General features: G+C 64.5%; 20 protein-coding genes and 2 rRNA genes. 9 read left to right on the top strand and 13 right to left on the bottom strand.

Annotated features, from left to right (window positions below):
- Positions 1-51 precede the first annotated feature (51 nt).
- Both CT3_RS20070 and rrf read left to right on the top strand, forming a co-directional pair.
- Positions 52-2,930: ribosomal RNA gene (locus CT3_RS20070) — 23S ribosomal RNA — on the top strand.
- Between the two features lie 128 nt (positions 2,931-3,058).
- Positions 3,059-3,171 (top strand): 5S ribosomal RNA (gene rrf / locus CT3_RS20065).
- Positions 3,172-3,474: 303 nt separating this feature from the next.
- Here rrf and CT3_RS20060 read toward each other — a convergent pair.
- Positions 3,475-3,762, bottom strand: a complete 288-nt coding sequence (locus tag CT3_RS20060) for a cysteine-rich CWC family protein (RefSeq protein WP_066541505.1) — start codon at positions 3,760-3,762, stop codon at positions 3,475-3,477.
- Positions 3,763-3,924: 162 nt separating this feature from the next.
- The gene (locus CT3_RS20055) at positions 3,925-4,161 is read right to left on the bottom strand and encodes a hypothetical protein (protein WP_127446165.1); all 237 of its coding nucleotides are present in this window, start codon (positions 4,159-4,161) and stop codon (positions 3,925-3,927) included.
- Between the two features lie 23 nt (positions 4,162-4,184).
- Between CT3_RS20055 and CT3_RS20050 the strand changes: the two genes are divergently transcribed.
- Positions 4,185-5,072, top strand: a complete 888-nt coding sequence (locus CT3_RS20050; protein WP_066541504.1) for a LysR family transcriptional regulator — start codon at positions 4,185-4,187, stop codon at positions 5,070-5,072.
- Between the two features lie 72 nt (positions 5,073-5,144).
- On the opposite strand, the gene CT3_RS20045 is transcribed toward CT3_RS20050, so the two are convergent.
- The 4 genes from CT3_RS20045 to CT3_RS20030 form a co-directional block, all read right to left on the bottom strand.
- A complete protein-coding gene (locus CT3_RS20045; RefSeq protein ID WP_066541499.1) occupies positions 5,145-6,059 on the bottom strand; it encodes a ChaN family lipoprotein in 915 nt (304 codons plus the stop codon).
- A 137-nt stretch (positions 6,060-6,196) separates the two neighbouring features.
- Positions 6,197-7,192, bottom strand: a complete 996-nt coding sequence (locus CT3_RS20040; RefSeq protein WP_066541498.1) for a Bug family tripartite tricarboxylate transporter substrate binding protein — start codon at positions 7,190-7,192, stop codon at positions 6,197-6,199.
- 54 nt (positions 7,193-7,246) lie between these two features.
- Complete coding sequence (locus CT3_RS20035; protein ID WP_066541497.1) at positions 7,247-7,630, bottom strand: AtuA-related protein; 384 nt, start codon at positions 7,628-7,630, stop codon at positions 7,247-7,249.
- The gene (locus CT3_RS20030) at positions 7,623-9,020 is read right to left on the bottom strand and encodes an acyclic terpene utilization AtuA family protein (protein ID WP_066541496.1); all 1,398 of its coding nucleotides are present in this window, start codon (positions 9,018-9,020) and stop codon (positions 7,623-7,625) included. Before CT3_RS20030 ends, CT3_RS20035 begins: the two co-directional genes overlap by 8 nt.
- An 80-nt stretch (positions 9,021-9,100) precedes the next feature.
- Here CT3_RS20030 and CT3_RS20025 point away from each other — a divergent pair, with 80 nt between their 5' ends.
- Positions 9,101-9,997, top strand: coding sequence for a LysR family transcriptional regulator (locus tag CT3_RS20025; RefSeq protein WP_066541593.1), 897 nt, complete (start codon positions 9,101-9,103; stop codon positions 9,995-9,997).
- 137 nt (positions 9,998-10,134) lie between these two features.
- On the opposite strand, the gene CT3_RS20020 is transcribed toward CT3_RS20025, so the two are convergent.
- The 4 genes from CT3_RS20020 to CT3_RS20005 all read right to left on the bottom strand — a co-directional run bounded on the left by CT3_RS20020 (position 10,135) and on the right by CT3_RS20005 (position 14,236).
- Entirely contained in the window at positions 10,135-10,806 is a 672-nt protein-coding gene (locus CT3_RS20020; protein ID WP_083520635.1) for a DUF799 domain-containing protein, read from the bottom strand.
- Between the two features lies 1 nt (position 10,807).
- The gene (locus tag CT3_RS20015) at positions 10,808-11,176 is read right to left on the bottom strand and encodes a DUF4810 domain-containing protein (RefSeq protein ID WP_066541589.1); all 369 of its coding nucleotides are present in this window, start codon (positions 11,174-11,176) and stop codon (positions 10,808-10,810) included.
- Positions 11,177-11,187: 11 nt separating this feature from the next.
- Positions 11,188-11,874, bottom strand: a complete 687-nt coding sequence (locus CT3_RS20010) for a CsgG/HfaB family protein (protein ID WP_066541495.1) — start codon at positions 11,872-11,874, stop codon at positions 11,188-11,190.
- A 169-nt stretch (positions 11,875-12,043) separates the two neighbouring features.
- Complete coding sequence (locus tag CT3_RS20005) at positions 12,044-14,236, bottom strand: malate synthase G (RefSeq protein WP_066541494.1); 2,193 nt, start codon at positions 14,234-14,236, stop codon at positions 12,044-12,046.
- A 324-nt stretch (positions 14,237-14,560) separates the two neighbouring features.
- Here CT3_RS20005 and CT3_RS20000 point away from each other — a divergent pair, with 324 nt between their 5' ends.
- Both CT3_RS20000 and CT3_RS19995 read left to right on the top strand, forming a co-directional pair.
- Positions 14,561-15,493 carry a LysR family transcriptional regulator gene (locus CT3_RS20000; protein ID WP_066541493.1) on the top strand — a complete coding sequence of 311 codons (933 nt, stop codon included), beginning with the start codon at positions 14,561-14,563 and terminating at the stop codon, positions 15,491-15,493.
- Positions 15,490-15,936, top strand: coding sequence for a DUF2214 family protein (locus tag CT3_RS19995; RefSeq protein WP_066541492.1), 447 nt, complete (start codon positions 15,490-15,492; stop codon positions 15,934-15,936). Before CT3_RS20000 ends, CT3_RS19995 begins: the two co-directional genes overlap by 4 nt.
- Before the next feature lie 87 nt (positions 15,937-16,023).
- Here the strand turns inward: CT3_RS19995 and CT3_RS19990 are convergent, their stop codons facing one another.
- The 3 genes from CT3_RS19990 to CT3_RS19980 all read right to left on the bottom strand — a co-directional run bounded on the left by CT3_RS19990 (position 16,024) and on the right by CT3_RS19980 (position 20,207).
- The gene (locus tag CT3_RS19990; RefSeq protein WP_083520634.1) at positions 16,024-18,489 is read right to left on the bottom strand and encodes a TonB-dependent siderophore receptor; all 2,466 of its coding nucleotides are present in this window, start codon (positions 18,487-18,489) and stop codon (positions 16,024-16,026) included.
- Between the two features lie 199 nt (positions 18,490-18,688).
- Positions 18,689-19,663: a FecR domain-containing protein gene (locus tag CT3_RS19985; RefSeq protein ID WP_066541491.1), complete on the bottom strand. Its 975-nt coding sequence runs from the start codon at positions 19,661-19,663 to the stop codon at positions 18,689-18,691.
- Positions 19,656-20,207, bottom strand: a complete 552-nt coding sequence (locus CT3_RS19980) for a sigma-70 family RNA polymerase sigma factor (protein ID WP_066541490.1) — start codon at positions 20,205-20,207, stop codon at positions 19,656-19,658. The genes CT3_RS19985 and CT3_RS19980 overlap by 8 nt, the downstream gene beginning before the upstream one ends.
- Before the next feature lie 295 nt (positions 20,208-20,502).
- On the opposite strand from CT3_RS19980, the gene argS reads away from it, so the two are divergent.
- The 3 genes from argS to CT3_RS19965 all read left to right on the top strand — a co-directional run bounded on the left by argS (position 20,503) and on the right by CT3_RS19965 (position 23,640).
- A complete protein-coding gene (argS, locus tag CT3_RS19975; protein WP_066541488.1) occupies positions 20,503-22,212 on the top strand; it encodes an arginine--tRNA ligase in 1,710 nt (569 codons plus the stop codon).
- A gap of 18 nt (positions 22,213-22,230) precedes the next feature.
- Positions 22,231-22,920: an SPOR domain-containing protein gene (locus CT3_RS19970; protein ID WP_066541487.1), complete on the top strand. Its 690-nt coding sequence runs from the start codon at positions 22,231-22,233 to the stop codon at positions 22,918-22,920.
- Between the two features lie 69 nt (positions 22,921-22,989).
- The gene (locus tag CT3_RS19965; RefSeq protein ID WP_066541485.1) at positions 22,990-23,640 is read left to right on the top strand and encodes a thiol:disulfide interchange protein DsbA/DsbL; all 651 of its coding nucleotides are present in this window, start codon (positions 22,990-22,992) and stop codon (positions 23,638-23,640) included.
- The last annotated feature ends 125 nt before the right edge of the window (positions 23,641-23,765 follow it).

The following is a 23,765-nucleotide window of genomic DNA, read 5'->3' as shown; positions in this document are numbered from 1 at the left end:
TCTTTGAAAACCGAAATGGCGACCATCTCGCAAGAGAGGTCAAAGTTATAGGGTCAAGTGACTAAGAGCATGTGGTGGATGCCTTGGCGATTACAGGCGACGAAAGACGTGATAGCCTGCGATAAGCTTCGGGGAGCTGGCAAATAAGCTTTGATCCGGAGATTTCTGAATGGGGAAACCCACCTAGCAATAGGTATCGGCAGCTGAATACATAGGCTGTCGAAGCGAACCTGGAGAACTGAAACATCTAAGTACCCAGAGGAAAAGACATCAACCGAGATTCCGATAGTAGTGGCGAGCGAATTCGGAACAGCCTTCTAGTGATAGTCAGACGGTTAACAAAACGGAATGGAAAGTCCGGCCATAGTGGGTGATAGCCCCGTATGTGAAAACCGACTGGTGGTACTGAGCTAGAGAAAAGTAGGGCGGGGCACGAGAAACCCTGTCTGAATATGGGGGACCATCCTCCAAGGCTAAATACTCGTAATCGACCGATAGTGAACCAGTACCGTGAGGGAAAGGCGAAAAAGAACCCGGGAGGGGAGTGAAATAGATCCTGAAACCGCATGCTTACAAAAAGTCGGAGCCTCGTAAGGGGTGACGGCGTACCTTTTGTATAATGGGTCAGCGACTTACATTCAGTGGCAAGCTTAACCGAGTAGGGGAGGCGTAGAGAAATCGAGTCCGAATAGGGCGTCCAGTCGCTGGGTGTAGACCCGAAACCAAGTGATCTATCCATGGCCAGGATGAAGGTGCCGTAACAGGTACTGGAGGTCCGAACCGACTGATGTTGCAAAATCAGCGGATGAGCTGTGGATAGGGGTGAAAGGCTAAACAACAAACTTGGAAATAGCTGGTTCTCTCCGAAAACTATTTAGGTAGTGCCTCAAGTATTACCTGCGGGGGTAGAGCACTGTTTAGGCTAGGGGGTCATGGCGACTTACCAAACCTATGCAAACTCCGAATACCGCAGAGTACAGCTTGGGAGACAGAGCACCGGGTGCTAACGTCCGGACTCAAGAGGGAAACAACCCAGACCGCCAGCTAAGGTCCCTAAAATTGGCTAAGTGGGAAACGAAGTGGGAAGGCTAAAACAGTCAGGATGTTGGCTTAGAAGCAGCCATCATTTAAAGAAAGCGTAATAGCTCACTGATCGAGTCGTCCTGCGCGGAAGATGTAACGGGGCTAAGCCAGTTACCGAAGCTGCGGATGTGCAATTTATTGCACGTGGTAGGAGAGCGTTCTGTAAGCCTGTGAAGGTGCCTGGTAACGGGTGCTGGAGGTATCAGAAGTGCGAATGCTGACATGAGTAGCGTTAAAGCGGGTGAAAAGCCCGCTCGCCGTAAGCGCAAGGTTTCCTACGCAACGTTCATCGGCGTAGGGTGAGTCGGCCCCTAAGGCGAGGCAGAGATGCGTAGCTGATGGGAAACAGGTCAATATTCCTGTACCGATCAATAGTGCGATGTGGGGACGGAGAAGGTTAGCTCAGCCAACTGTTGGATATGTTGGTTCAAGCCTGTAGTCGTGGTCCTTAGGCAAATCCGGGGATCTTAGATGAGGGGTGATAACGAGTGTGCTTGCACACGAAGTGAGTGATACCCTGCTTCCAGGAAAAGCCACTAAGCTTCAGCTATTGACGACCGTACCGCAAACCGACACTGGTGCGCGAGATGAGTATTCTAAGGCGCTTGAGAGAACTCAGGAGAAGGAACTCGGCAAATTGATACCGTAACTTCGGGAGAAGGTATGCCCCTAGTAAGTGAAGTTGTACAAATGGAGCTAAACGGGGTTGCAAAAATCGGTGGCTGCGACTGTTTAATAAAAACACAGCACTCTGCAAACACGAAAGTGGACGTATAGGGTGTGACGCCTGCCCGGTGCTGGAAGATTAAATGATGGGGTGCAAGCTCTTGATTGAAGTCCCAGTAAACGGCGGCCGTAACTATAACGGTCCTAAGGTAGCGAAATTCCTTGTCGGGTAAGTTCCGACCTGCACGAATGGCGTAACGATGGCCACACTGTCTCCTCCTGAGACTCAGCGAAGTTGAAATGTTTGTGATGATGCAATCTCCCCGCGGAAAGACGGAAAGACCCCATGAACCTTTACTGTAGCTTTGTATTGGACTTTGAACGGATCTGTGTAGGATAGGTGGGAGGCTTTGAAGTGTGGTCGCTAGATCACATGGAGCCAACGTTGAAATACCACCCTGGTGCGTTTGAGGTTCTAACCTAGGTCCATTATCTGGATCGGGGACAGTGCATGGTAGGCAGTTTGACTGGGGCGGTCTCCTCCCAAAGCGTAACGGAGGAGTTCGAAGGTACGCTAGTTACGGTCGCATCGTGACGATAGTGCAATGGCATAAGCGTGCTTAACTGCGAGACTGACAAGTCGAGCAGATGCGAAAGCAGGACATAGTGATCCGGTGGTTCTGTATGGAAGGGCCATCGCTCAACGGATAAAAGGTACTCTGGGGATAACAGGCTGATACCGCCCAAGAGTTCATATCGACGGCGGTGTTTGGCACCTCGATGTCGGCTCATCTCATCCTGGGGCTGTAGTCGGTCCCAAGGGTATGGCTGTTCGCCATTTAAAGAGGTACGTGAGCTGGGTTTAAAACGTCGTGAGACAGTTTGGTCCCTATCTTCCGTGGGCGTTGCAGATTTGAGGAAGCCTGCTCCTAGTACGAGAGGACCGGAGTGGACACACCTCTGGTGTATCGGTTGTCACGCCAGTGGCATTGCCGAGTAGCTACGTGTGGAAGAGATAACCGCTGAAAGCATCTAAGCGGGAAACTCGTTTCAAGATGAGATCTGCCGGGGCCTTGAGCCCCCTGAAGGGTCGTTGTAGACCACGACGTTGATAGGCTGGGTGTGGAAGCGCAGTAATGCGTTAAGCTAACCAGTACTAATTGCCCGAGCGGCTTGACCCTATAACTTTGACTGCCAATAGGTAGTACAAGACTGTTATGCCAAAGTAGGCGCAATCGAAATACAAGCTGATTTACAGACTCTATGAATTGACTGGGTAGTGCATAGCACTGCCTAGTGACAAGTTATGCCTGATGACCATAGCGATTTGGTACCACTCCTTCCCATCCCGAACAGGACAGTGAAACGAATTTGCGCCGATGATAGTGCGGGTTCCCGTGTGAAAGTAGGTCATCGTCAGGCTCTTACAGCGCAACACCCCCAGCTCTCGCAAGAGGCTGGGGGTTTTGTTTTTAGCGGTGCAGAAATGCATGTGGCCCAGCCAAGGCCTCTCCATTATTCAATCCACCGTCTTTTATCTGCAGACAGACAACCCCATAAAAAAGAGCACGCTGCGCGTGCTCTTTTTTATTGATGGGGCAGAGGAATGGCTGGAGGCTCCGATGGAGAGTGCAGTGGCCACCTCTTGGGCAACGTGGGTGGCCGCAGGCATCCTGGCCAGTCCCTGGGCACAGGTCCCCAGGACGGAACGCGGCGACTTTCTGCTCAGTTGCGCGGTGCCGTGGCCGTGGTCGTGGTCGTGGTCGTGGTCGTGGTCGCCGGGGCTCTCCCCGGGAACTGCCCGGCGGCGCAACGCGGGCATAGGCAGGACTGGCGGCGCTGGGCTTCGGGAATGGCGGCCAGCGCGTCGGGAGCGATATCGGCGCCCATGCACCAGCAGCTTTCCGGGGCCAGGCCGGCGGTGATGGCGCACTGGTTGCTCTGGCCGCACAGGGGGCAGCGCAGCGGGTCCACGCTGGTGGAAGCGACAGGGGAAGGTGCAGAGAACGCCATGCTGTGCAGTGTAGGGCGGCCAGCCACGGACAGGGTGCGCAGGGGTATGGCGTGTGCGGGTAGCCAGCACCTCCGCAGTACCTGAGGCCCGCCCAAGCAGATTCTTGCGTCACCGCTCGCTGCCGGAGTGATGTGCTGGCATGGCGTTGCAGCTTGCCCCTTTCAGCCGCCGTGGGGCGGTACCCGGAAATTCTCGGTGATGCGCTTTTCGGCACGCCGCAGTGCATCCAGGGCATGGACCGCTGCAGTGCGGGCGCAGACCACCATGTGGCGGTAGACCTGGGGTGGGTTCGCAACCGGCTCCGGGAGGGTAGGACAGACTGCTGCGGTGGGCGAAGGTTCGTGGGGCATGGACGCGATGTTCCATTCCGCACTACCATCCGTAAAGTTGAATTCCATGAAGCATTGCTGCAGAAATTCTGATGCGTAACCTCAACCTCGACCAGTTGCAGACCCTGATCGCCATTGCCGATCTGGGCACTTTCGCCGCCGCCGCACAGGCACTGCATCTGGCGCCGCCGACGGTGAGCCTGCACATCAAGGAGCTGGAGTCCCGGCTGGATGCCGTGCTGTTGCTGCGCGGGCGCCGGCAGGCCGAGCTGACGCCGGCTGGTGCGGCGCTGGTGGAGCAAGGCCGCAAGCTGTTGGCGGCGAGTGACGATCTGATTGACCTGGTGCAACGCCGTGCCAGCGGGCGCGAAGGGTTGGTGCGTGTGGGCGTGTCGGCCGGCGTCAGCACCCGGCTGCTGCCCTTGATGCTGGAAGCCCTGGGCCAGCGCAGCCCGGGCGTGGAAGTGCGGCTGGAGGCCGTGGGTTCCACCGATGCCATGCAGCGCCTGCAGGCCGGGACATTGGATATCGCCGTGGTAGCCAGCCCCCAGCCGGCGGCGGCCGACATTGTGCTCACACCCTGGCGCACCGATCCCATGGTGGCTTTGCTGCCTTCAGCCTGGAATGCACCGGCGCAGATCACGCCGGATTGGCTGGCCGAGCGCCGCTGGGCCTCGTTTGCGCCTGCCACCCAGATGCACGGGCTGATTTCCGCCTGGTTTGGCCAGGCCGGCCACCATCCGCGTCCGTTTCTGACGCTGACCTACCCCGGTGCCCTCAAGAGCCTGGCCGCTGCCAGCCAGAGTGCGGCCCTGCTGCCGCTGGAAGAGGTGGAGGACCAGCGCCATGCGCCGGGTGTGGACATTCGCCCGCTGCACCCGCCGCTGCTGAGGCCCATGGCGGTGGCCCACCGTCGGCTGCCCGTGCCCAACCCGGCGGTGGAGGCGGTGCTGCAGGTACTGGCGGCATTTGCCAGCTGAAGCGGGCTCTTCTCTATAGCCGCTGGTGCCAAGCGTGCCCGTCGTGTGCGCCGGTGCGATGCGCACCCGCCGTCATGGCTGTTTCGCGGCGGGCCGGTTTGCGCCTGGGGCCCCGTCTTTCCACTGCGCGCGCAGTGCGGCGCAATGGTCTTCGGCGGGGATGGCCGGGGTGTGAACCAGCCAGTCGCGGTCGCTGACCCGCGTGGGCTCGGCGCCTTGGGCCTGGGCCACGGCCACACCGGTGGTGATGTGGGCCGGCAACCAGGTGGGGATCCCCACCTCCCGCAGCACATGGCCGCGCCCGGCCACGATCAGCACGGTCTTGCCGGGCTGGAGCAGCGCCTTGGCGGTCTGGGTCATGCGCTCGTCCTTGGCCAGCTGGATGCGGGCCATGGGCGTGAGCTGGGCCTCAGGCAGCAGGCCGCAGTGGCCGATGCGGATGGCATCGCGCTGGCGTTCCCAGGCTTCAGAGGGCAGGTGCTGGTCCCAGTGGGCTTGCTGCATCACGCTGCGCATGGCGCTGCGCGGCAGATTGCCGCCATAGACCGGCACGCCGGCCTGCACGGCAGCCATCACCACGGAGGCGTAGCGTTCCCAGGGCCAGCCGGCGGCATTCCACTGCAGCGCGGCCTGGACATCGTTTTCGCTGGGGTTGCGGTCCAGCGCACGGCTGTCCGTGCCGGCATGGGCCATCTCCAGCACCACGGCCGCCAGGCGGCCGTCACGCGCCAGGGTCTGGATGGTGTCGCGTTCCCATTGTTGGTGGGCAGGGGCATCGTGCTGTTCGCCCAGCAGCAGGATGGCGGGCAGGGGCTGGGCACGGTCGAAACGTTCCAGATGCTGCAGCCAGGCCGGGGCATCCAGGGCGTCTGCGGCCAGGGAGGATGGAGGGGGCGAGCGCAGTGCGCCACAGCCGGCCAGTGCCAGCACCGCTGCTGCCAAGGTGGCGTGTGCAAGCTTGTTAATGAGAATGGTTTTCAACTGCATGGGCGCATGGTAGCGGAAGCCACGGGCATTCCCCTGCCTACTCCCCAGAAAAAAAGCCCCGCAGGGCCTGGCAGTGGATGGCGCCATATGGCACCCGGAAAGCACGGCGGTCGCCTGGCTTCCCGGAGGCAAGGCCCTCATTCGGGTGTGATGCCCGCGGCCTTGATCACCTGGCCCCATTTCTGGGTTTCTGCCGCCTGGAACTGTGCCAGCTCTTGCGGGGTGGTGGTCCAGGGCTCGGAACCCGACATCTCGAAGAACGATTTGGCCGCAGCGCTGCCCACGGCGGTGGTCAGCAACTGGTTGAGCCTGGCCACCACGGGGGCCGGCGTATGGGCGGGGGCGTAGGCGGCAAACCAGTAGCCCATGTCGTAGCCTTTGACGCCGGCTTCGGCAATGGTGGGCACATCGGGCAGCTGGGTGCTGCGCTTGGGGGTGGAGTAGCCCAGGGCGCGCAGCTTGCCGGCCTTGATCTGCGGCACGCCGGTGGAGACGTCGGTGATCATCAGATTGATCTGTCCACCCAGCAGGTCGGTGATGGCCAGCGGGTTGCTCTTGTAGGGCACATGCAGGATGTCCACGCCCGCCAGTTGCTTGAGCATCTCCCCCGCGATGCGGCTGGACGAGCTGCCGCTGCCAAAGCTCAGCTTGCCGGGGTTGGCCTTGGCAAAGGCCACCAGCTCACCCACGCTCTTGTAGGGCGCATTGGCCGGCACCACCAGCACCTGCCCGCCTTTGCCCAAGCCGCCCAGCGGGGCAAAGTCCTTGACGGGGTCGTAGGACAGCTTTTTGTACAGGTGTTCATTGGCCGCATGTGTGGTGTTGGTCGTGATCAGCACGGTGTAGCCGTCCGGAGCGGCCTTGGCGGCAGCCTGCGCGGCAATCATGCCGCTGGCCCCTCCCTTGTTTTCCACCACTACGGGCTGCTTGGTCTGGTCGGTGATGGACTGCCCCAGGGCGCGGGCCAGCTGGTCGGTGGCACTGCCGGCGGCAAACGGCACCAGCAGGGTGATGGGCTTGTTGGGGTAGGCGCCTTGGGCAAAGGCGCTGGGGGCCAGGGCCAGAGCGATACTGGCCAGCAGGGTGCGGCGAGCGAGGCGGGCCAGGTGGGCGGGATGGGGCAGTGTCGGCATGGTGTGTCTCCTTGGTATGGTTATGAAAGCAGTACGTTGGCGGTCTGCTGCCGCCTAGGCGTCTGTAGGGGGGCCGGCCAGATGCGGCTGCAACTGGGGCAGCAGCGCGGTGGGCACGGCAATGGGCATTTGCAGCACGCGAAAGCACAGGGTCTTGCCGTGGCTGTCGAGGTTGAGGGCATCGTTCACGCCCCCATCCAGCACATCGTCCAGCACCAGGTTCATGGCCTGCAGCCGGGGCAGCACATGGCGGGTGACCTGGCCCGGCTGGCGGTCGGCAAACAAGCTACGCACGGCGTCTGCCGTGACCTGGGTGTGGACCAGTTCCCACAGCGCGGGGTGGTAGGCGATCACACTGATGTTGGAGCGGTTGCCTTTGTCGCCCGTGCGGCCATGGGCCAGCCGGTACAGCGGCAGGGTGGTGGTGGGCTCAGGCATGCGACAGCTCCGTGGTGGTCAAAGGGGCGGCCCAGGTAAAGCCGGTGGGAATGTGCTGCTGGGCGATGTAGCACGAGGTCAGCCCCAGCCGCTGGCGCATATGGGTGCGCACGCCACCGCCGCCGGCCGGGCCGCAGCAGTACAGGGCATTCACTTCACGCGGCAGGCGCAGGGCGGCAGCGTGGTCGGCATGCTGCCAGGCCATGCGCAGGCGCACATCCTGGCTGGCCTGCTGCAGGTCGGCGCCTTCCAGCCAGCGGCTGCGGTCGTCCCCCCACACGCTGGTCACGCCAATCAGGTCGGTGCGCAGGGGCGCGATATGGCCCAGGCGCTGCTGGATGGTCTGTCCGGCCAGGCGTGCACGCTCCGCGGCGCGGGGGCCGGCGTAGGAGATTTCGGCCTCGGCAAACCAGCCGGTGGCGTAGCAGACATTGACCTTGAGCGTCTCGGGGCGGGCATGGCCTTGTACCCCTTGCAGGCGCACCCGGTCCGGGCCGACGGCGATGACTTCTGCGGCGCTGATGTCGGCGACCACATCGGGGGTCAGGTACTGCGCCGGGTCGTGGATTTCGTACAGCAGCTGTTCCTTGACGGTGGCGGTGGTGATGCAGCCGCCGGTGCCCTGTGGCTTGAAGAGTGTGCAGTGCCCCTCGGCATCCACCTCGGCAATCGGGTAGCCCAGGCGGTCCATGCCCGGAACGTCCTTGTAGCCGGGGTCGGCAAAGTAGCCGCCGGTCACTTGCGTGCCGCATTCCAGCAGGTGGCCCACCATGGTGGCGCGGCCCAGGCGGTCCCAGTCGTCCCAGGCCCAGCCGTAATGGGCCATGACGGGGCCCACCACCAGGGAGGGGTCGGACACCCGCCCGCAGACCACGATCTCGGCCCCGGCCTGCAGCGCTGCCGCAATGGGCTGTGCGCCGATGTAGGCATTGGCGCTGACCAGCTCGTGTGCGGGCATGCGCTCGGCCAGGGCGGCGGTCAACAGCGGGCGGTGTGCGGGCGCGCTCAGGTCATCGCCATGCACCACGGCGATGCGCGGTGTGCGGATGCCCAGCTCCTGTGCCAGGCACTGGATGGCACGGGCCGCGGCGGGCGGATTGGCCGCCCCAAAGTTGCTGACGATGCGGATGCCGTGCTGCAGGCAATCGGCCAGCACGGGGCGCAGGAATTCGGGCATCAGCGGCTCGAAGCCGGCTTCCGGGTTGCTGCGCCGGGCCAGCTGGGCCAGTGCCAGCGTGCGTTCGGCCAGGGTTTCAAAAATCAGCACGGCCGGCTGGTGCTGGCGGATCAGCTCTTGCACCACGGGGCCGGCGGCATCGATGCGGTCGCCCGAGAAGCCGGCGGCACAGCCAATCAGCAGGGGGGCGGGAGGGGGCGTAGCGGGTGTCATGGAATCTCCTGTAGACCACTATAGGAAGCGGCATCTAAGCTGTGAAATAGATAGTTGAGATGAATTGATTTGGAATGCAGATGAATCTTTCGGCGCGGGACATCCAGGCCTTTATGGCGCTGGCCGAGGTGAAGAACTTCACCCGCGCCGCCGCGCGCTGCCACCTGTCGCAGCCTGCGTTCAGCGCCCTCATCAAGGCGCTGGAGGACAGCGTGGGCCTGCGCCTGTTTGACCGCAGCACGCGCCACGTGCTGCTGACGCAGGAGGGTGAGCGCTTCTTGCTGTCGGCCCAGCGCATCGCGGCCGAGCTGGACGACTGCGCCCGCGCCATGCGCGACACCGCCCAGCTGGCGCGCGGCCATGTGGCAGTGGCGCTGCTGCCGTCGCTGGCAGCGGGGTGGCTGCCGCAGGTGCTGGCGCAGTTCATGGCCCGGCACCCGGGGGTGGAGCTGGCGGTGCACGATGTGCTGTCCGAGCCCTGCATTGCCGCCGTGGCCCAGGGCGATGCCGACTTTGCCCTGGCCGCCATCCGCGCCGATACGCCCGAGCTGCAGGCCGAGCCGTTTTGCCGCGACAACTTTCATTTGGTGTGCCGTACCGACCACCCGCTGGCCGCCCAGGCGCAGATCCGTGTGGGCGATCTGCAGCCCTGGCCTTTTGTGCACCTGGCCCGGCACAGCAGCGTGCGCCAGTACCTGGATGCCGCGCTGTTTCCGCAAACCCTGCGCACCCTGGTGGAGGTGGAGCAACTGGCCACGGTGATGGGGCTGGTGCAGGCGGGCCTGGGCATCAGCGTGGTGCCGGCGCTGTCGCTGTTCCACTTTGACAAACCGGGCCTGTGCACCCGGCCCTTGCCGCTGCCGGGGATGGAGCGTCAGATCTACCTGGTGCGCCGGCGTGAGCGCAGCCTGTCCGTGGCGGCCCAGGCCCTGTACCGCCTGATGCTGGCAATGCGGCCGGTGCTGGGGTCGGCCTAGGGCTGGTGCTCAGCACGCGCGCCGGTCGGGTTGGCCGCGAGGATAGGGCAGACCAGCGGCCCCGCGTGCGCAAGGCATGCCAGTCGGGCAGCCATGAAAAAAGGCCCCGAAGGGCCTTGGCTTTGCGCTGCGCGGGTTCAGTTTTTGCCGTACTGCGGTGAGCGCGGGCCGTACAGCAGACCGTTGGGTGTACCCACCGCGAGCATGCGGTTGGTGGCCACTCCCGCCATGGGGTGGGCCGCATCGGTGGCGGAGTTGATGATCTGGTTGACCAGGGCCGTCACCAGCATGCCGATCAGGCCGCCACCGGAGTTGTTGCCTCCCTCTTGGTTGGAGGCGGATGCACGACCGTCCCACAGTTGCTCGCCGGTGCGCAGGTCGACGAGGCGGGCCTCGACGCTGACCACCGTGGCACTCTGGATTACCTGGTAGGTGGTGCCGTACTTGGTCACGCGGATGTACAGCGCGGCATCGGCGCCGAAGATCTCCTTGAGCTTGGGCGTCGGCACTTCGTGGATGTCACCGGCAATTTCCAGACCGTTTTGGCGGAAGGTTTCACTCACCAGCGTGACGGGCATCACGTAGTAGCCGGCCTCGGCCAAAGGCAGGGTGGCCTGTGACAGCACGCTGGCGCTGGCCTGGACTTCGGGGGCGTCGTTGACCGGTGGGAGCACCAGAATGGAGGCCGGCTTGGCGGCGCGGTAGGCGCTGTAGTCCTTGGTGGGTGCTGTGACACAGCCGGCCAGCCAGGCGCTGGTGGCCAGCAGGGCACCCCATTGGAGGGCGCGGGAAATCCGGGGGAAGCGCATATCAGTTGCCGTTCTTCTTCAGGTTGCTGACCAGGTAGTTGATGTAGGGAGCCGACTCGGGAAACTGCTGTTTCTCCTGTTCCCAGGCGGCCAGGGCCTGGTCGGTGCGGCCGGTGTTCAGGTACAGCAGACCAAGGTGGGCCTGGTAGCCGGGGGGCAGGTGTGCATCCTTGCCGGCGGTTTGCTGCACGCCTTTTTCCAGCTCCAGGATCTGCTCTTCCTGTGCCGGCCCATCGCTCTTGAGGTAGCTGTAAACCTGTGTCTGGTAGCCGTTCCAGCTGTAGAGTGGCTTGGGAGCGGACACGCAGCCCACCAACAATGCAGTCAGGGCCAGGGCGCTGCCGGTACGGATGGCCGAAGAGATCTTCATGGCGTGCTCCTTCAACGCTGCGCCGAGAGGGCGGGCAGTGCGCCGGCATCCACGGCTTCGCCCAGACGGTCCACGGCTTCGCGGATGGCCAGATCCAGCACCTTGCCGTTGAGGGTGGAGTCATAGCTGGCGGTACCGCCGAAGCCGATGATTTCGCGGTTGGAGAGCTGGTATTCGCCCGCGCCTTGCACGGAGCGCACCACTTCCGAGGTGCGGATGTTGACAATGTTCAGTGTGACCTTGGCGTAGGCCGTCTGGGTCTTGCCGCGGCCCAGCACACCGAACAGTTGTTTGTCGCCGACTTCCTTGCGGCCAAATTCGGAGATGTCACCGGTGACCACATAGTCTGCGCCCTTGAGCTGCTGGGTAGCGCCCTGGATGGCAGCTTCCTGCTTGATCTCGGCCATGTTGTCCCGGTCCAGCACATTGAAGCGGTTGGTTTGCTGCAGATGGGCCATCAGAATGGTTTTGGCCTGGCTGCCCAGCCGGTCCGCACCGTCAGAAAACGCACCACGCAGGTAGCTGGAACGGTTGTCGAACTTGCCCACGGCAATCGGGCTGCGCGGGCCGTGGTAGCTGCGGGTGGCGCTCTGCGTCTGGGTGGCGGCCACGGCCTGGGAGGTTTCGGTTGCGCAGCCGGTCAGCACCAGCGGCGTGGCCACGACAGCAGCCAGGAAAGTCAGTTGAAAAGAGCGCATGTGATCGTGCAGGAATGAAAGAAATGAATTCTGCGCGTATGTAACAGCAAGATACTTTTAACTGGCTGACAAGATGTACGCAGAACGCAAAAAAGCGGCACCGGAAGGTGCCGCTTTTGCGCCATGTCATACGGCAGTGGCGAATGCGCGTTGCCGTCGGGGGAATTCCTTATGCGCCGGCCTTGACCTTCAGACGCCAGGCGTGCAGCAGGGGTTCGGTGTAGCCGGAAGGCTGTTGCACGCCCTTGAACACCAGGTCCAGGGCCGCCTGGAAGGCCGCGCCGCCGGGGTTGGCGGCCAGGCTCTTGTAGCTGGCGTCGCCGGCGTTCTGGCCGTCCACCACCTTGGCCATGCGGGCAAAGGTGTCACGCACCTGCTGCTCGGTCACCACGCCGTGCAGCAGCCAGTTGGCGATGTGCTGGCTGGAGATGCGCAGCGTGGCGCGGTCTTCCATCAGGCCCACGTTGTGGATGTCGGGCACCTTGGAGCAGCCCACGCCGGCGTCGACCCAGCGCACCACATAGCCCAGGATGCCTTGCACGTTGTTGTCCAGCTCCTGCTGCTTTTCGGCGTCGGTCCACTTGGGGTTCTTGGCCACGGGGATTTGCAGCAGATCGGCCAGGATGTTGTCGCGCTCGGTGTCGGCGCTGGTCTTTTCCAGTTCCTTCTGCACGTCGGCCACGCTCACCTGGTGGTAGTGCAGGGCGTGCAGCGTGGCGCCGGTGGGCGACGGCACCCAGGCGGTGTTGGCGCCGGCCTTGGGATGACCGATCTTCTGCTCCAGCATGGCCTTCATCAGGTCGGGCATGGCCCACATGCCCTTGCCGATCTGGGCGCGGCCACGCAGACCCATGGTCAGGCCCACCAGCACGTTGTTGCGCTCATAGGCGGCCAGCCAAGCGGAGGACTTCATGTCGCCCTTGCGCACCATGGGGCCGGCTTGCATGGCGGTGTGCATCTCGTCGCCGGTGCGGTCCAGGAAGCCGGTGTTGATGAAGGCCACGCGGGCGGGGGCGGCGGCGATGGACGCCTTCAGGTTGACGGAGGTGCGGCGCTCCTCGTCCATGATGCCCAGCTTCACGGTGTTGGCCTTCAGGCCCAGCAGCTGTTCGACGCGGCCGAACAGCTCGTTGGCAAAGCCCACTTCCACGGGGCCGTGCATCTTGGGCTTGACGATGTAGACACTGCCGGTGCGGCTGTTGCGGATGCCGTTGGCACCGTGGCCCTGCAGGTCGTGCATGGCGATGGCGGTGGTCACCACCGCGTCCAGAATGCCTTCGGGGATTTCCTTGCCTTCGGCGCCCCACAGGATGGCCGGGTTGGTCATCAGGTGGCCCACATTGCGCAGGAACATCAGCGAGCGGCCATGCAGCGTGACGGGCTGGCCGTTGGCGCCGGTGTAGCTGCGGTCGCCGTTCAGACCGCGGGTCAGCGTCTTGCCGCCCTTTTCGAACGATTCGGTCAGCGTGCCCTTCAGAATGCCCAGCCAGTTGCTGTAGCCCAGCACCTTGTCTTCGGCGTCCACGGCCGCCACGGAGTCTTCCAGATCCAGGATGGTGGACACGGCGGCTTCCACGACCACGTCGGACACGCCCGCGGCGTCGGAGCTGCCGATGGGGGTGGACTTGTTGACGATGATGTCGATGTGCAGGCCGTGGTTCTTCAGCAGCACCGAGGAGGGGGCTGCGGCATCACCCTGGAAGCCGATGAACTTGTCTGCGTCCTTCAGGCCGGTCTTGCTGCCGTCCTTGAGGGTGACGACCAGCTTGCCGCCTTCGACGGCATAGGCCGTGGAGTCGGCATGCGAGCCAGCGGCCAGCGGCACGGACTGGTCCAGGAAGTTGCGGGCAAAGGCGATGACCTTGGCGCCGCGCACGGGGTTGTAGCCCTTGCCCTTTTCTGCGCCGCCTTCTTCGCTGATGGCATCGGTGCCGTACAGCGCGTCATACAGGCTGCCCCAGCGGGCGTTGGCGGCGTTCAGTGCGTAGCGGGCGTTCAGAATGGGCACCACCAGCTGGGGGCCGGCGATCTGGGCCAGTTCGGCGTCCACGTTTTCGGTGGTGGCCTTGGCGTCCTTGGGGGACTCGATCAGGTAGCCGATCTGCGTCAGGAACTGCTTGTAGGCCGCCATGTCGGCGATGGGGCCGGGGTTGGCCTTGTGCCAGGTGTCCAGCTCGGTCTGCAGGCGGTCACGCTCGGCCAGCAGGGCGGCGTTCTTGGGGGCCAGGTCACCCACCAGGGTGCTGAAACCCTTCCAGAAGGCGTCCTGTTCCACACCGGTGCCGGGCAGCACTTGTGTGTTCACAAAGTTGTACAGCTCGTTGGCCACTTGCAGGCCGTGGGCGTTGGTGCGTTGGGTCATGGAAACCTCGTGGGCAGAAAACAAAACAAAGCGGGCCGGAAACAGCCCACCAGGATAGGCGCTGGGTACACTGTATTAGAAATAATTCGGTTAATAAACCGACCGAATATGTCAAAACCAATGACTTTTTTGCAAAAGTGACGCATGCTGCGCACCAGCGTGGGGCTACGGGCCTTTCTGCCACGGTGGCAGCGCTGTAGCAATATCTGTTTTGATCGCTGTGCGTGCAAGGACAGCAGGCGCAAGCGGCCGATTCCATGGCAAGGCGTGGAGGGGCCGTCACGCTGTGGGCTTGCAGCAGGCACTGTGACTGCACCGGGGTGTATGGACAAACTCAAAGCCTTCGAATCCTTTGTTTCCGTTGCCACCAAGGGCAGCCTGACGGCTGCGGCCAAGGCGGAAGGGGTGGCGCCCGCCATCATGGGGCGGCGCCTGGACGCGCTGGAAGAGCATCTGGGCGTGAAGCTGCTGGTGCGTACCACGCGGCGCATCAGCCTCACGCACGAGGGCAGCGCTTTTCTGGAGGATTGCCAGCGCCTGCTGTCCGATGTGGCCAACGCCGAGGCCAGCGTGTCGGCCGGTGGCGTCAAGGCCACCGGGCATTTGCGCGTCACGGCGCCGGCCGGCTTTGGCCGCCGCCACGTGGCGCCGCTGGTGCCGCGCTTTCACGATCTGCATCCCGAGGTGACGATTTCGCTGAACCTCAGCGACCGCGTGGTGGACCTGGCCGGGGAAGGCTATGACTGCGCGGTGCGGGTGGGCGATCTGCCCGACTCTTCCCTGGTCAGCGTGCGCATGGCCGACAACCGGCGCCTGTGCGTGGCCACGCCGGCCTATCTGGCGCGCTACGGCACGCCGCGCCACCCGGGCGAGCTGGCGCAGCATCGCTGCCTGACGCTGTCCAGCGATGCCTCGCAGACGCGGGGCTGGGCGTTTCGCATGCCGCAGGACAGCGGCGGCAGCGAAGTGGTGCACATCAAACCCGGCGGGCCGCTGGATTGCTCCGACGGCCAGGTGCTGCACGACTGGTGCCTGGGCGGCTGGGGCATGGCCTGGCGCAGCACCTGGGAGGTGGAGACCGAAATCGCTGCTGGCCGGCTGGTGGCGGTGCTGGAGGAGTTTGCCGCCCCCCCGAATGGCATTTACGTTGTGTTTCCTCAACGCAAACACATGCCGCTGCGCGTCCGGCTGTGGATCGATTACCTCAAAATGCACTATGAGCGCCCGGAGTTCTGGCGCGAGGGAGTGAATCCATGACCCTGGAAGCTGTACTGGCCGCCATTCACATCGTGGCCATCCTGACCCTGGTGGTGTTCCTGAGCAGCGAGGCGGCCCTGTGCCGTCCCGAATGGATGAATGCCGCCGTGGTGCGGCGCCTGGCGCGGCTGGACCTGATCTACGGCATTGCCGCCGTGGTGCTGCTGCTGTCCGGCGTGGCGCGGGTGCTGTGGGGTGCCAAAGGCATGGGCTGGTATGTCAGCCAGCCGCTGTTCCACCTGAAGATGACGCTGTTTGTGCTGGCGGCGCTGATGTCCATCAAGCCTTCCATCGACTTCCGCCGCTGGGCCAAGGCCTTGCAGGCCGAGGGCAGCCTGCCGCCGGAAGATGCCGTGCGCCGCACACGCCGCTGGATCATGTGGCAGTCGCACCTGATTCCGGTGATCGCCGTCATCGCTGTGTTCTGGGCGCGCGGCTGGTGAAAGCGCGGCACTGCTGAAAAAGGCCGCTTTAGAGCGGCCTTTTCACAGCCGGGATGGGCTGGTGCAGGTGGTGCGTGCTGGCGCTGGTCAGAAATTGCCGCGCAGGGTCAGCATCACATTGCGGGGATCGCCGTAGTGGCTGCTGTTGACCAGGTTGCCGATCGATGTGTAGTAGCGCTTGTCGAACATGTTGTTGAAGTTCAGCGAAGCTTGCCACTGCTTGTTGATCTGGTAGCGCACATAGCTGCTCCACACCGCGCGGCCCGGGGCCTGGATGCTCGCGCTGCCCACCTTGCGGTAGGAGGCGCTTTGCGCATTCACACCGCCGCCGAGGGTGAAGGCGCTCCATGCACCGGGCAGCTGGTAGGTGGTCCAGGCACGCAGCATGTGCTTGGGCGTGTAGGTGTTGAAGTCCTGTCCCTGGTTGTTGATGTCGCGTTCGTAGGTGTTGCGGTTGAAGGTATACCCGGCAAACAGGTTCCAGCCGCGTGCCAGCTCGCCGCTGATTTCGGCGTCAAAACCCTGGCTGCGCACCCGGCCGCTGTCGGTGTAGCAGTAATAGCCGTCGCGGCAGTTCGCACCCGAGGCCAGGTCTTCGGTGGCACGGTTTTTCTGGTCCACGCGGTACAGGGCGAAGGACGTGTTGGCGCGGCCGCCGAAGAGTTCACCCTTCAACCCGATTTCATAGGTGGCACCCTGGATGGGCTTGAGGTTCTGGCCTGCCGCATCCAGTGACCACTGGGGGTTGAAGATGTCGGCATAGCTGGCGTAGGCCGACCAGCTGGGGTTGACCGCGTAGATCAGGCCCGCAAACGGCATGAAGCGGTTGTTGTCCTGCAGGGTGGACGAGGGGGTGGCGACGCCCAGCGTGGTGACGGTGGTGTCCCAGATGGTCCGGTAGGAGGCCGCACGGCCGCCTACCACCAGCTTGAGCGGGTCGCTCAGCTGCAGGCGCAGCGCACCATAGGCGCCCAGCTGGCGGGACGTGGCCAGGCGGTTTTCGGTGTTGGCGTAGCGGATCTCGGCATCGGTGGGTTCGGTCCGGTAGGGATTGGGCGCAAACACATCGATGGGAGTGAACGGGGTCTTGGAGCTGTAGTCCGTGTCTGCCCGGGTGTGGTTGTAGCTGGCGCCCAGCACCAGCTCGTGCTGGCGGCCGAAAGCCGCGAACTCGCCGGTCAGGTTGGCGTCGATGCCCCAGGCGGTCTGGCTGGCATCGGTGATGTTGGCCACGGTGCCGCCCAGGCCGGTGGCGGGGTTGACGGTGCGCTGGGAGGAAGCGTACTTGAGGTAGACGTCTTCCTGCACGTGGATGGCCGAGACCTTGGCGCGCCACTGGTCGTTGAACTGGTGCGACAGGTCGGCGTAAATGGTCTGGGTGCTGTTGTCCTGGCGGTTCCAGCTGGCACCCAGGTAGGTGGAGCGCGGCAGGCGGATGTCGCTGCCGTCGCTGTAGCGCGGCAGGCCCGAGATGAAGGGCCGTCCCTTGAAGGTTTCGTAGCTGGCGCCGATGCTGACCTGGGTCTGGGCCGAGAGGTCGTATTCCAGCGTGCCGTACAAGGTGGTGTTGCGGCGGTTGACTAAGTCGATGAAGGAGTGTTCGTCTTCCACGTCCAGCACGGCCCGGCCGCGCAGCGTGCCTTCGGCATTCAGCGCGCTGCTGCCATCGATCTGGGTGGCATAGCGGTCCCAGGAGCCGGCCTTGGCCGTGACGCTGACGCCGCCTTCCTTCAGCGGGCGCTTGCGCGACAGGTTGACGGCGCCGCTGGGGTCGCCACCGCCCTGCAGCAGGCCGGCCGAACCGCGCAGGATCTCGGCGCGGTCGTAGATGGCGGTGCTGCCGTTGTAGTTGTTGGAGCGGCCGTACAGGCGCTGCACATTGACCCCGTCGTACTGCAGGGTGGCAATGTCAAAACCGCGCGAATAGATGTATTTGCCGCCCTGCGGGCTTTGCAGCAGGGTGATGCCGGTGGTGCTGGCCAGGGCGTCGTAGACCGAGGTGGCGTTCTGCTCGTCCATCAGCTGGCGCGTCACCACGCTGACCGACTGGGGAATGTCCTTGAGGGGCTGCTCGCTCTTGCCTATGGTGACGGCGCGGGCGGTGTAGCTGCCCGTGTGGTCGGTGGTGGCGCTGCGTGTGGCCTCGGCGCTCACGCGCACTTCCCCCAGGCTGGGGGCTTCGCCTGCCGCCCGTGGGGCGGGCGTGGGCTGCGTGCGCAGCGACCAGTTGCCGGAGCCGGTGCGCACCAGCTCCAGTCCGCTGCCCGCCAGCGCGGCGCGCACGGCCTGCTCGGCGGTGTAGCTGCCGCGCACGGCCGGTGCGGTGCGTCCGCGCACCAGTTCGGCATCCAGGCTGATCTGCTGGCCGCTGTCGGCGGCGATGCGGGCCAGGGCGCTGCCCAGGGGCTGGGCCGGCAGGTCATAGCTGCGGACGGCGGTGGAGGTGGCGGTGGCGGGGCCCGCAGTGGTGGCGGTCTGGGCGTGGGCGCTCAAGGCGCAGGCCAGGGCCGCGGCGGCCAGGGCGCGCAACGGCAGGGGGCAGGGGTGCAGCATGCAAAGGCTTTCGACAAAGGTGGACAAAGGACAGAACCTGAAGGCGTCCATGGCTTGTCGAACAGCCCGCGCAAAGTGTTCATTTTTTTGCACGGACAGGGTGCGGGAAGCCGGTTGGGGGGGCATGGCAGTGCCGCGGGTGCGGACGGGGGAGCCCATCCGGAGCCCGCGGGATGCCTGGTTTCTGTTCCGTGCGGCCTTACTCGATCGTCACCAGCCAGCCGCCCAGCGCACGGTGCACGGTGATGGGCAGGGTCTCGGCCAGCGCGGTGAGGGCGCGGTCGGTGTCGTCCAGTGCATAGGTGCCATAGACCTGCAGGGCCGCCGCACGCGGCGCGATGCGCAGCACGCCCGGGCGGTAGGCGCGCAGCGCCTGCACCACGTCGGCCAGCGGCTGGTCGTGCACCTGCAGCATGCCGTGCCGCCAGGCGGCCGTGCCTTCGGGGCTGAGCGTGTCGGCATCCTCGATGTCCGTGGCATTGAAGCAGGCGCTGTGCCCTTCGTGCAGCTGGCGCTGCTGGCCGCTGGCGGTGGTGATTTCCACGCTGTGCTCCAGCATGCCCACCAGGCTGGAGGTGTCCTGCAGGCGCACGGTAAAGCGGGTGCCCAGGGCCTGGACCTGGCCATGCACGGTGTGCACGGTGAAGGCGGGGCCGAGGTCGGCCTGGGGCGTGGCCTCGGCCAGCAGGGCGCCCTGGCGCAGCCGGACGCGGCGGTGGCCGGGACGGAAGTCCAGGTCCACGGCCGAGCGCGCATCCAGCGTGAGGCGGCTGCCATCGGGAAGCAGAAATTCGCGCCGCTCGCCGGTGCCGGTGCGCAGGTCGGCGCTCCATTGCGCCACGGGCTGGTGGCGGTCGGCCAGCCAGGTGGCGCCCACGGCCACGCCGCCCAGGCCCAGGGCCCCGCGCAGCACCTGGCGGCGTTTGCGGGTGCGGGACTCGGCACGGGCCAGGGTGTCGCTCAGCAGGCGCCCGGCGGCGGGCTGCGGTACGCGCAGCCGTTGCAGCGGGACCTGCAGCTGTTCCCAGGCGGTGCGGTGCTGCGGGTCCGCATCCAGCCACTGCGCCAGGCGGTCGCGCTCGGGTGCGCCCATGTCGCCGGAATGCAGCTGCACCAGCCAGCCGATCGCGGCTTCGGTGGCGCTGTCCAGCGGGGTACTGGCGTGGCTAGCCATGGCGGGACGCCCGGGGGACGCCTGCCTGCTGCTGTAGCTGGGCGATGGCAATGCGGCGAAATGCTTCGGTCATGTGGCGGCGCACCGTGCTGTGCGAAATGCCCAGCTGCTCGGCAATGGCATGGTAGGTCAGTCCGTCGAGCTGGCTGAGCAGAAAGGTCTGCCGGGCCTTGAGCGGCAAGCCCTCCAAGGCCTGGGCAATGGTTTCCAGGGTTTCCAGCAGCAGCGCACGCTCTTCGGGGGAGGGGGCCAGTTCGTCCTGGCGCTGGGCCAGGGCTTCCAGGTAGGCGCGCTCCAGCTCGCGCCGCCGCCACAAGGTGAACAGCAGGCGCTGGGCAATGGTGGTCAGAAACGCGCGCGGTTCGTCGATCCGCATCGGCTGCGGCGCAGCGACCACCCGCAAAAAGGTTTCGGACGCCACGTCCTGCGCCTCGGCCGTGTTGCGCAGCCGGGCCTTCAGCCGGGACAGCAGCCAGGGGTGGTGCCCCGCGAACAGTTGCTGGGCCTGCTGCATGGGGTCGAACGGCGGATGCGGCGGGGACATGCCGGCGATTCTATTCTTGAATGAGAATGATTGTTATTTGTTTGGCGTGGTGTAGTGGCATCGCCACGGTGTGCGGGGGAATGGCACGCTGGCGGCCCCCCGTGGCGGTCAGCGAAGTTTTGTGAAAATGTAAAAAGAGGAGCTGTTTGTGTATGTCGCGCAAGGGCGGATGCCGCTTTTCGGGGCGTTTCGGTGGGCCCCGGCTCCCTGTGCCCGGCCCCTGGCTGGCAGCACGGGCTCAAGGGTGTGGCCACGGGCCGCCGGCAAGATATGGGCAGCCACGTAAAATCCCCCGATGCTTTCCGTCAAACAGGATTTGCTCGCAGCCCTGGCTGCCGAGCTCGAAACACTTTCGCCCGGCGCCGGCGCCCGCGCCGCATTTGAAAACCCCAAGGTGGCAGCCCACGGCGACTTCGCCTGCACGGCGGCCATGCAGCTGGCCAAGCCTCTGAAGGCCAATCCCCGCGCACTGGGCGAACAGCTCAAGGCCGCGCTGGAAGCCACGCCCGCGTTCCGGCAGTGGGTGGATGCGATCGAGATCGCCGGTCCTGGCTTTCTGAACATCCGCCTCAAGCCTGCTGCCAAGCAGGAGATCGTGCGCGAAGTGCTGGCGCAGGGGGCCCGCTTCGGCTTCCAGGCCGACCGTGGCGAGAACGTCCTGGTCGAGTTCGTCTCCGCCAACCCCACCGGCCCGCTGCACGTGGGCCATGGCCGCCAGGCGGCGATTGGCGATGCCATCAGCAATCTGTATTCCACCCAGGGCTGGAAGGTGCACCGCGAGTTCTATTACAACGACGCGGGCGTGCAGATCGACACCCTGACCAAGTCCACCCAGCTGCGCGCCAAGGGCTTCAAGCCCGGTGACGCATGCTGGCCGACCGACAGCGAGAACCCGCTGGCCAAGAATTTCTACAACGGTGACTACATTGCCGACATTGCCCAGGCGTTCCTGAACAAGGAAACCGTCAAGGCCGATGACCGTGAGTTCACCGCCAACGGCGATGTCGAGGACTACGACAACATCCGCAACTTTGCCGTGGCCTATCTGCGCAACGAGCAGGACAAGGATCTGCAGGCCTTCAACCTCAAGTTCGACGAGTACTACCTCGAATCGAGCCTGTACCAGAACGGCCATGTGGAAGACACGGTCAAGCGCCTGATCGAAAGCGGTCATACCTACGAGCAGGACGGGGCACTGTGGCTCAGGTCCACCGACTACGGTGACGACAAAGACCGCGTGATGCGCAAGACCGACGGGACCTACACCTACTTCCTGCCGGATGTGGCCTACCACATCCAGAAGTTCAAGCGCGGTTACGGCAAGGTCGTCAACATCCAGGGCACCGACCACCATGGCACGATCGCCCGCGTGCGCGCCGGCCTGCAGGCGGCCAATGTCGGCATTCCCCAGGGCTACCCCGACTATGTGCTGCACACCATGGTGCGCGTGGTGCGCAATGGCGAGGAAGTGAAGATCAGCAAGCGTGCCGGCTCGTATGTGACGCTGCGCGATCTGATCGAGTGGACCAGCAAGGATGCGGTGCGCTTCTTCCTGCTCTCGCGCAAGCCCGACACCGAATACACCTTCGACGTTGATCTGGCCGTGGCCCAGAACAACGACAACCCGGTGTACTACGTGCAGTACGCCCATGCCCGCATCCAGTCCGTGCTGCGCGCCTGGCAGGAAGCCGGCGGCGCGGGCGTGCCTGCGCTGGAGAAGGTGGACCTGTCCGCGCTGGAAGGTCCGCAGGCCCAGGCGCTGATGCTGCTGCTGGCCAAGTACCCCGAGATGCTGAGCGCCGCCGCTGCGGGCAATGCCCCGCACGACGTGACCTTCTACCTGCGCGACCTGGCCTCCAGCTACCACAGCTACTACGACGCCGAGCGCATCCTGGTGGACGATGAAGCGGTCAAGCTGGCGCGTCTGGCCCTGGTCGCCGCCACGGCACAAGTGCTGCACAATGGTCTGGCGGTGTTGGGCGTGTCCGCGCCCGAGCGTATGTAAGCATTGACTCGCAAAACTATGAAGACCAAGCAACGTGGCGGAACCCTGATCGGACTGATCCTGGGCATCATCATCGGCCTGGGGGCCGCTCTGGCAGTGGCGGTCTATGTGACCAAGGTGCCGGTGCCCTTCCTGACCAAGACCCCCAAGGACACCGAGGCCAAGGAAGCCGAACGCAACAAGAACTGGGACCCGAACTCGCCGCTGTACGGCAAGAACCCGGCCAACCAGACGCAGACGCAGCCGGTGACCCAGCAGCCCGTGGCGCCCACCGCGCCGCCGGTGGCCACGCCCACCACGCCACCGACCAGTGGCCCGGCCACGGGTGTCAGCACCCCGCCGGCCACTCCGCCGGCGCAGGACGCCAAGAAACCTGACGGCAAGGCCTCCTCGGCGGACCCGCTGGGGGACCTGGCCAACCAGAAGCTCAAGCAGTCGGAGGCCAAGGCCGCCGCCGCTTCGGGTTCGGACGGTTTCGACTACTTTGTGCAGGCGGGTGCCTTCCGCACCCAGGCCGACGCCGATGCCCAGCGCGCCAAGCTGGCCATGCTGGGCTGGGAAGCCCGCGTGAGCGAGCGCGAGCAGAACGGCCGCACCGTGTTCCGGGTGCGGGTGGGTCCATTCGGCAAGCGTGACGACGCCGAGCAGCTCAAGGGCAAGCTCGACGGCGCCGGGGTGGATTCGGCCCTGGTGCGCGTGCAGCGCTGACCGGCAGAACTTTTTGCCACGGCCCGGCTCTGACTGGGCAGTGAATATCCCCTAACAGGAGTAGCTTTGATGAAACGCCGTGAGTTTTCCTTGGCCGTCACCTCGGTCGCATCTGCCATGGCCCTGGGCGCCACCGCGACCGCCCATGCCCAGGCCGCCGCCCCCAAGGAAGGCAAGGACTATGTGAAACTGTCCAAGCCCGCCACCACCGAGGCACCTGCCGGCAAGGTGGAAGTGGTCGAGTTCTTCTGGTACAGCTGTCCGCATTGCAACGCTTTCGAGCCGGCATTCGCCGCCTGGAAGCAGAAGGCTCCCGCCCATGTGGTGGTGCGCCGTGTGCCCGTGGCCTTCAACGCCAGCTTCGTGCCCCAGCAAAAGCTGTATTTCACGCTGCAGGCCATGGACAACTTCGATGCCATGCACGTCAAGGTGTTCCACGCCATCCACGTGGAGCGCAACAAGCTGGCCACCGATGACGCCATCTTCGAATGGGTGGGCAAGCAGGGCGCGAACGTGGCCAAGTTCAAGGAGATCTACAACTCCTTCACCGTGGCCAATCAGGTGCGCAAGGCTTCGGCGCTGCAGCAGGAATACGATGTGGAGGGCGTGCCTTCCATGGGCGTGGCCGGCAAGTTCTACACCGACGGCCCCCGCGCCGGCAGCATGCAGAACGTGCTGAATGTGGTGGATTACCTGGCCAACCAGAGCCGCAAGGCCTGAGCGGTCCCGCTTTCGCCCGGCAGGGCCTGACCGCCCTGCACCCAGCCCGCTTTCCAGCGGGCTTTTTTGTGTCGATTTCCCTGCGAGTCGCCCACAGGGCAGCCCTGGGGAAAACCAGTGCCCTA

Source organism: Comamonas terrigena NBRC 13299 (genome assembly GCF_006740045.1).
GTDB lineage: Bacteria > Pseudomonadota > Gammaproteobacteria > Burkholderiales > Burkholderiaceae_C > Comamonas > Comamonas terrigena.
This window is presented reverse-complemented; position numbering and strand designations above follow the sequence as displayed.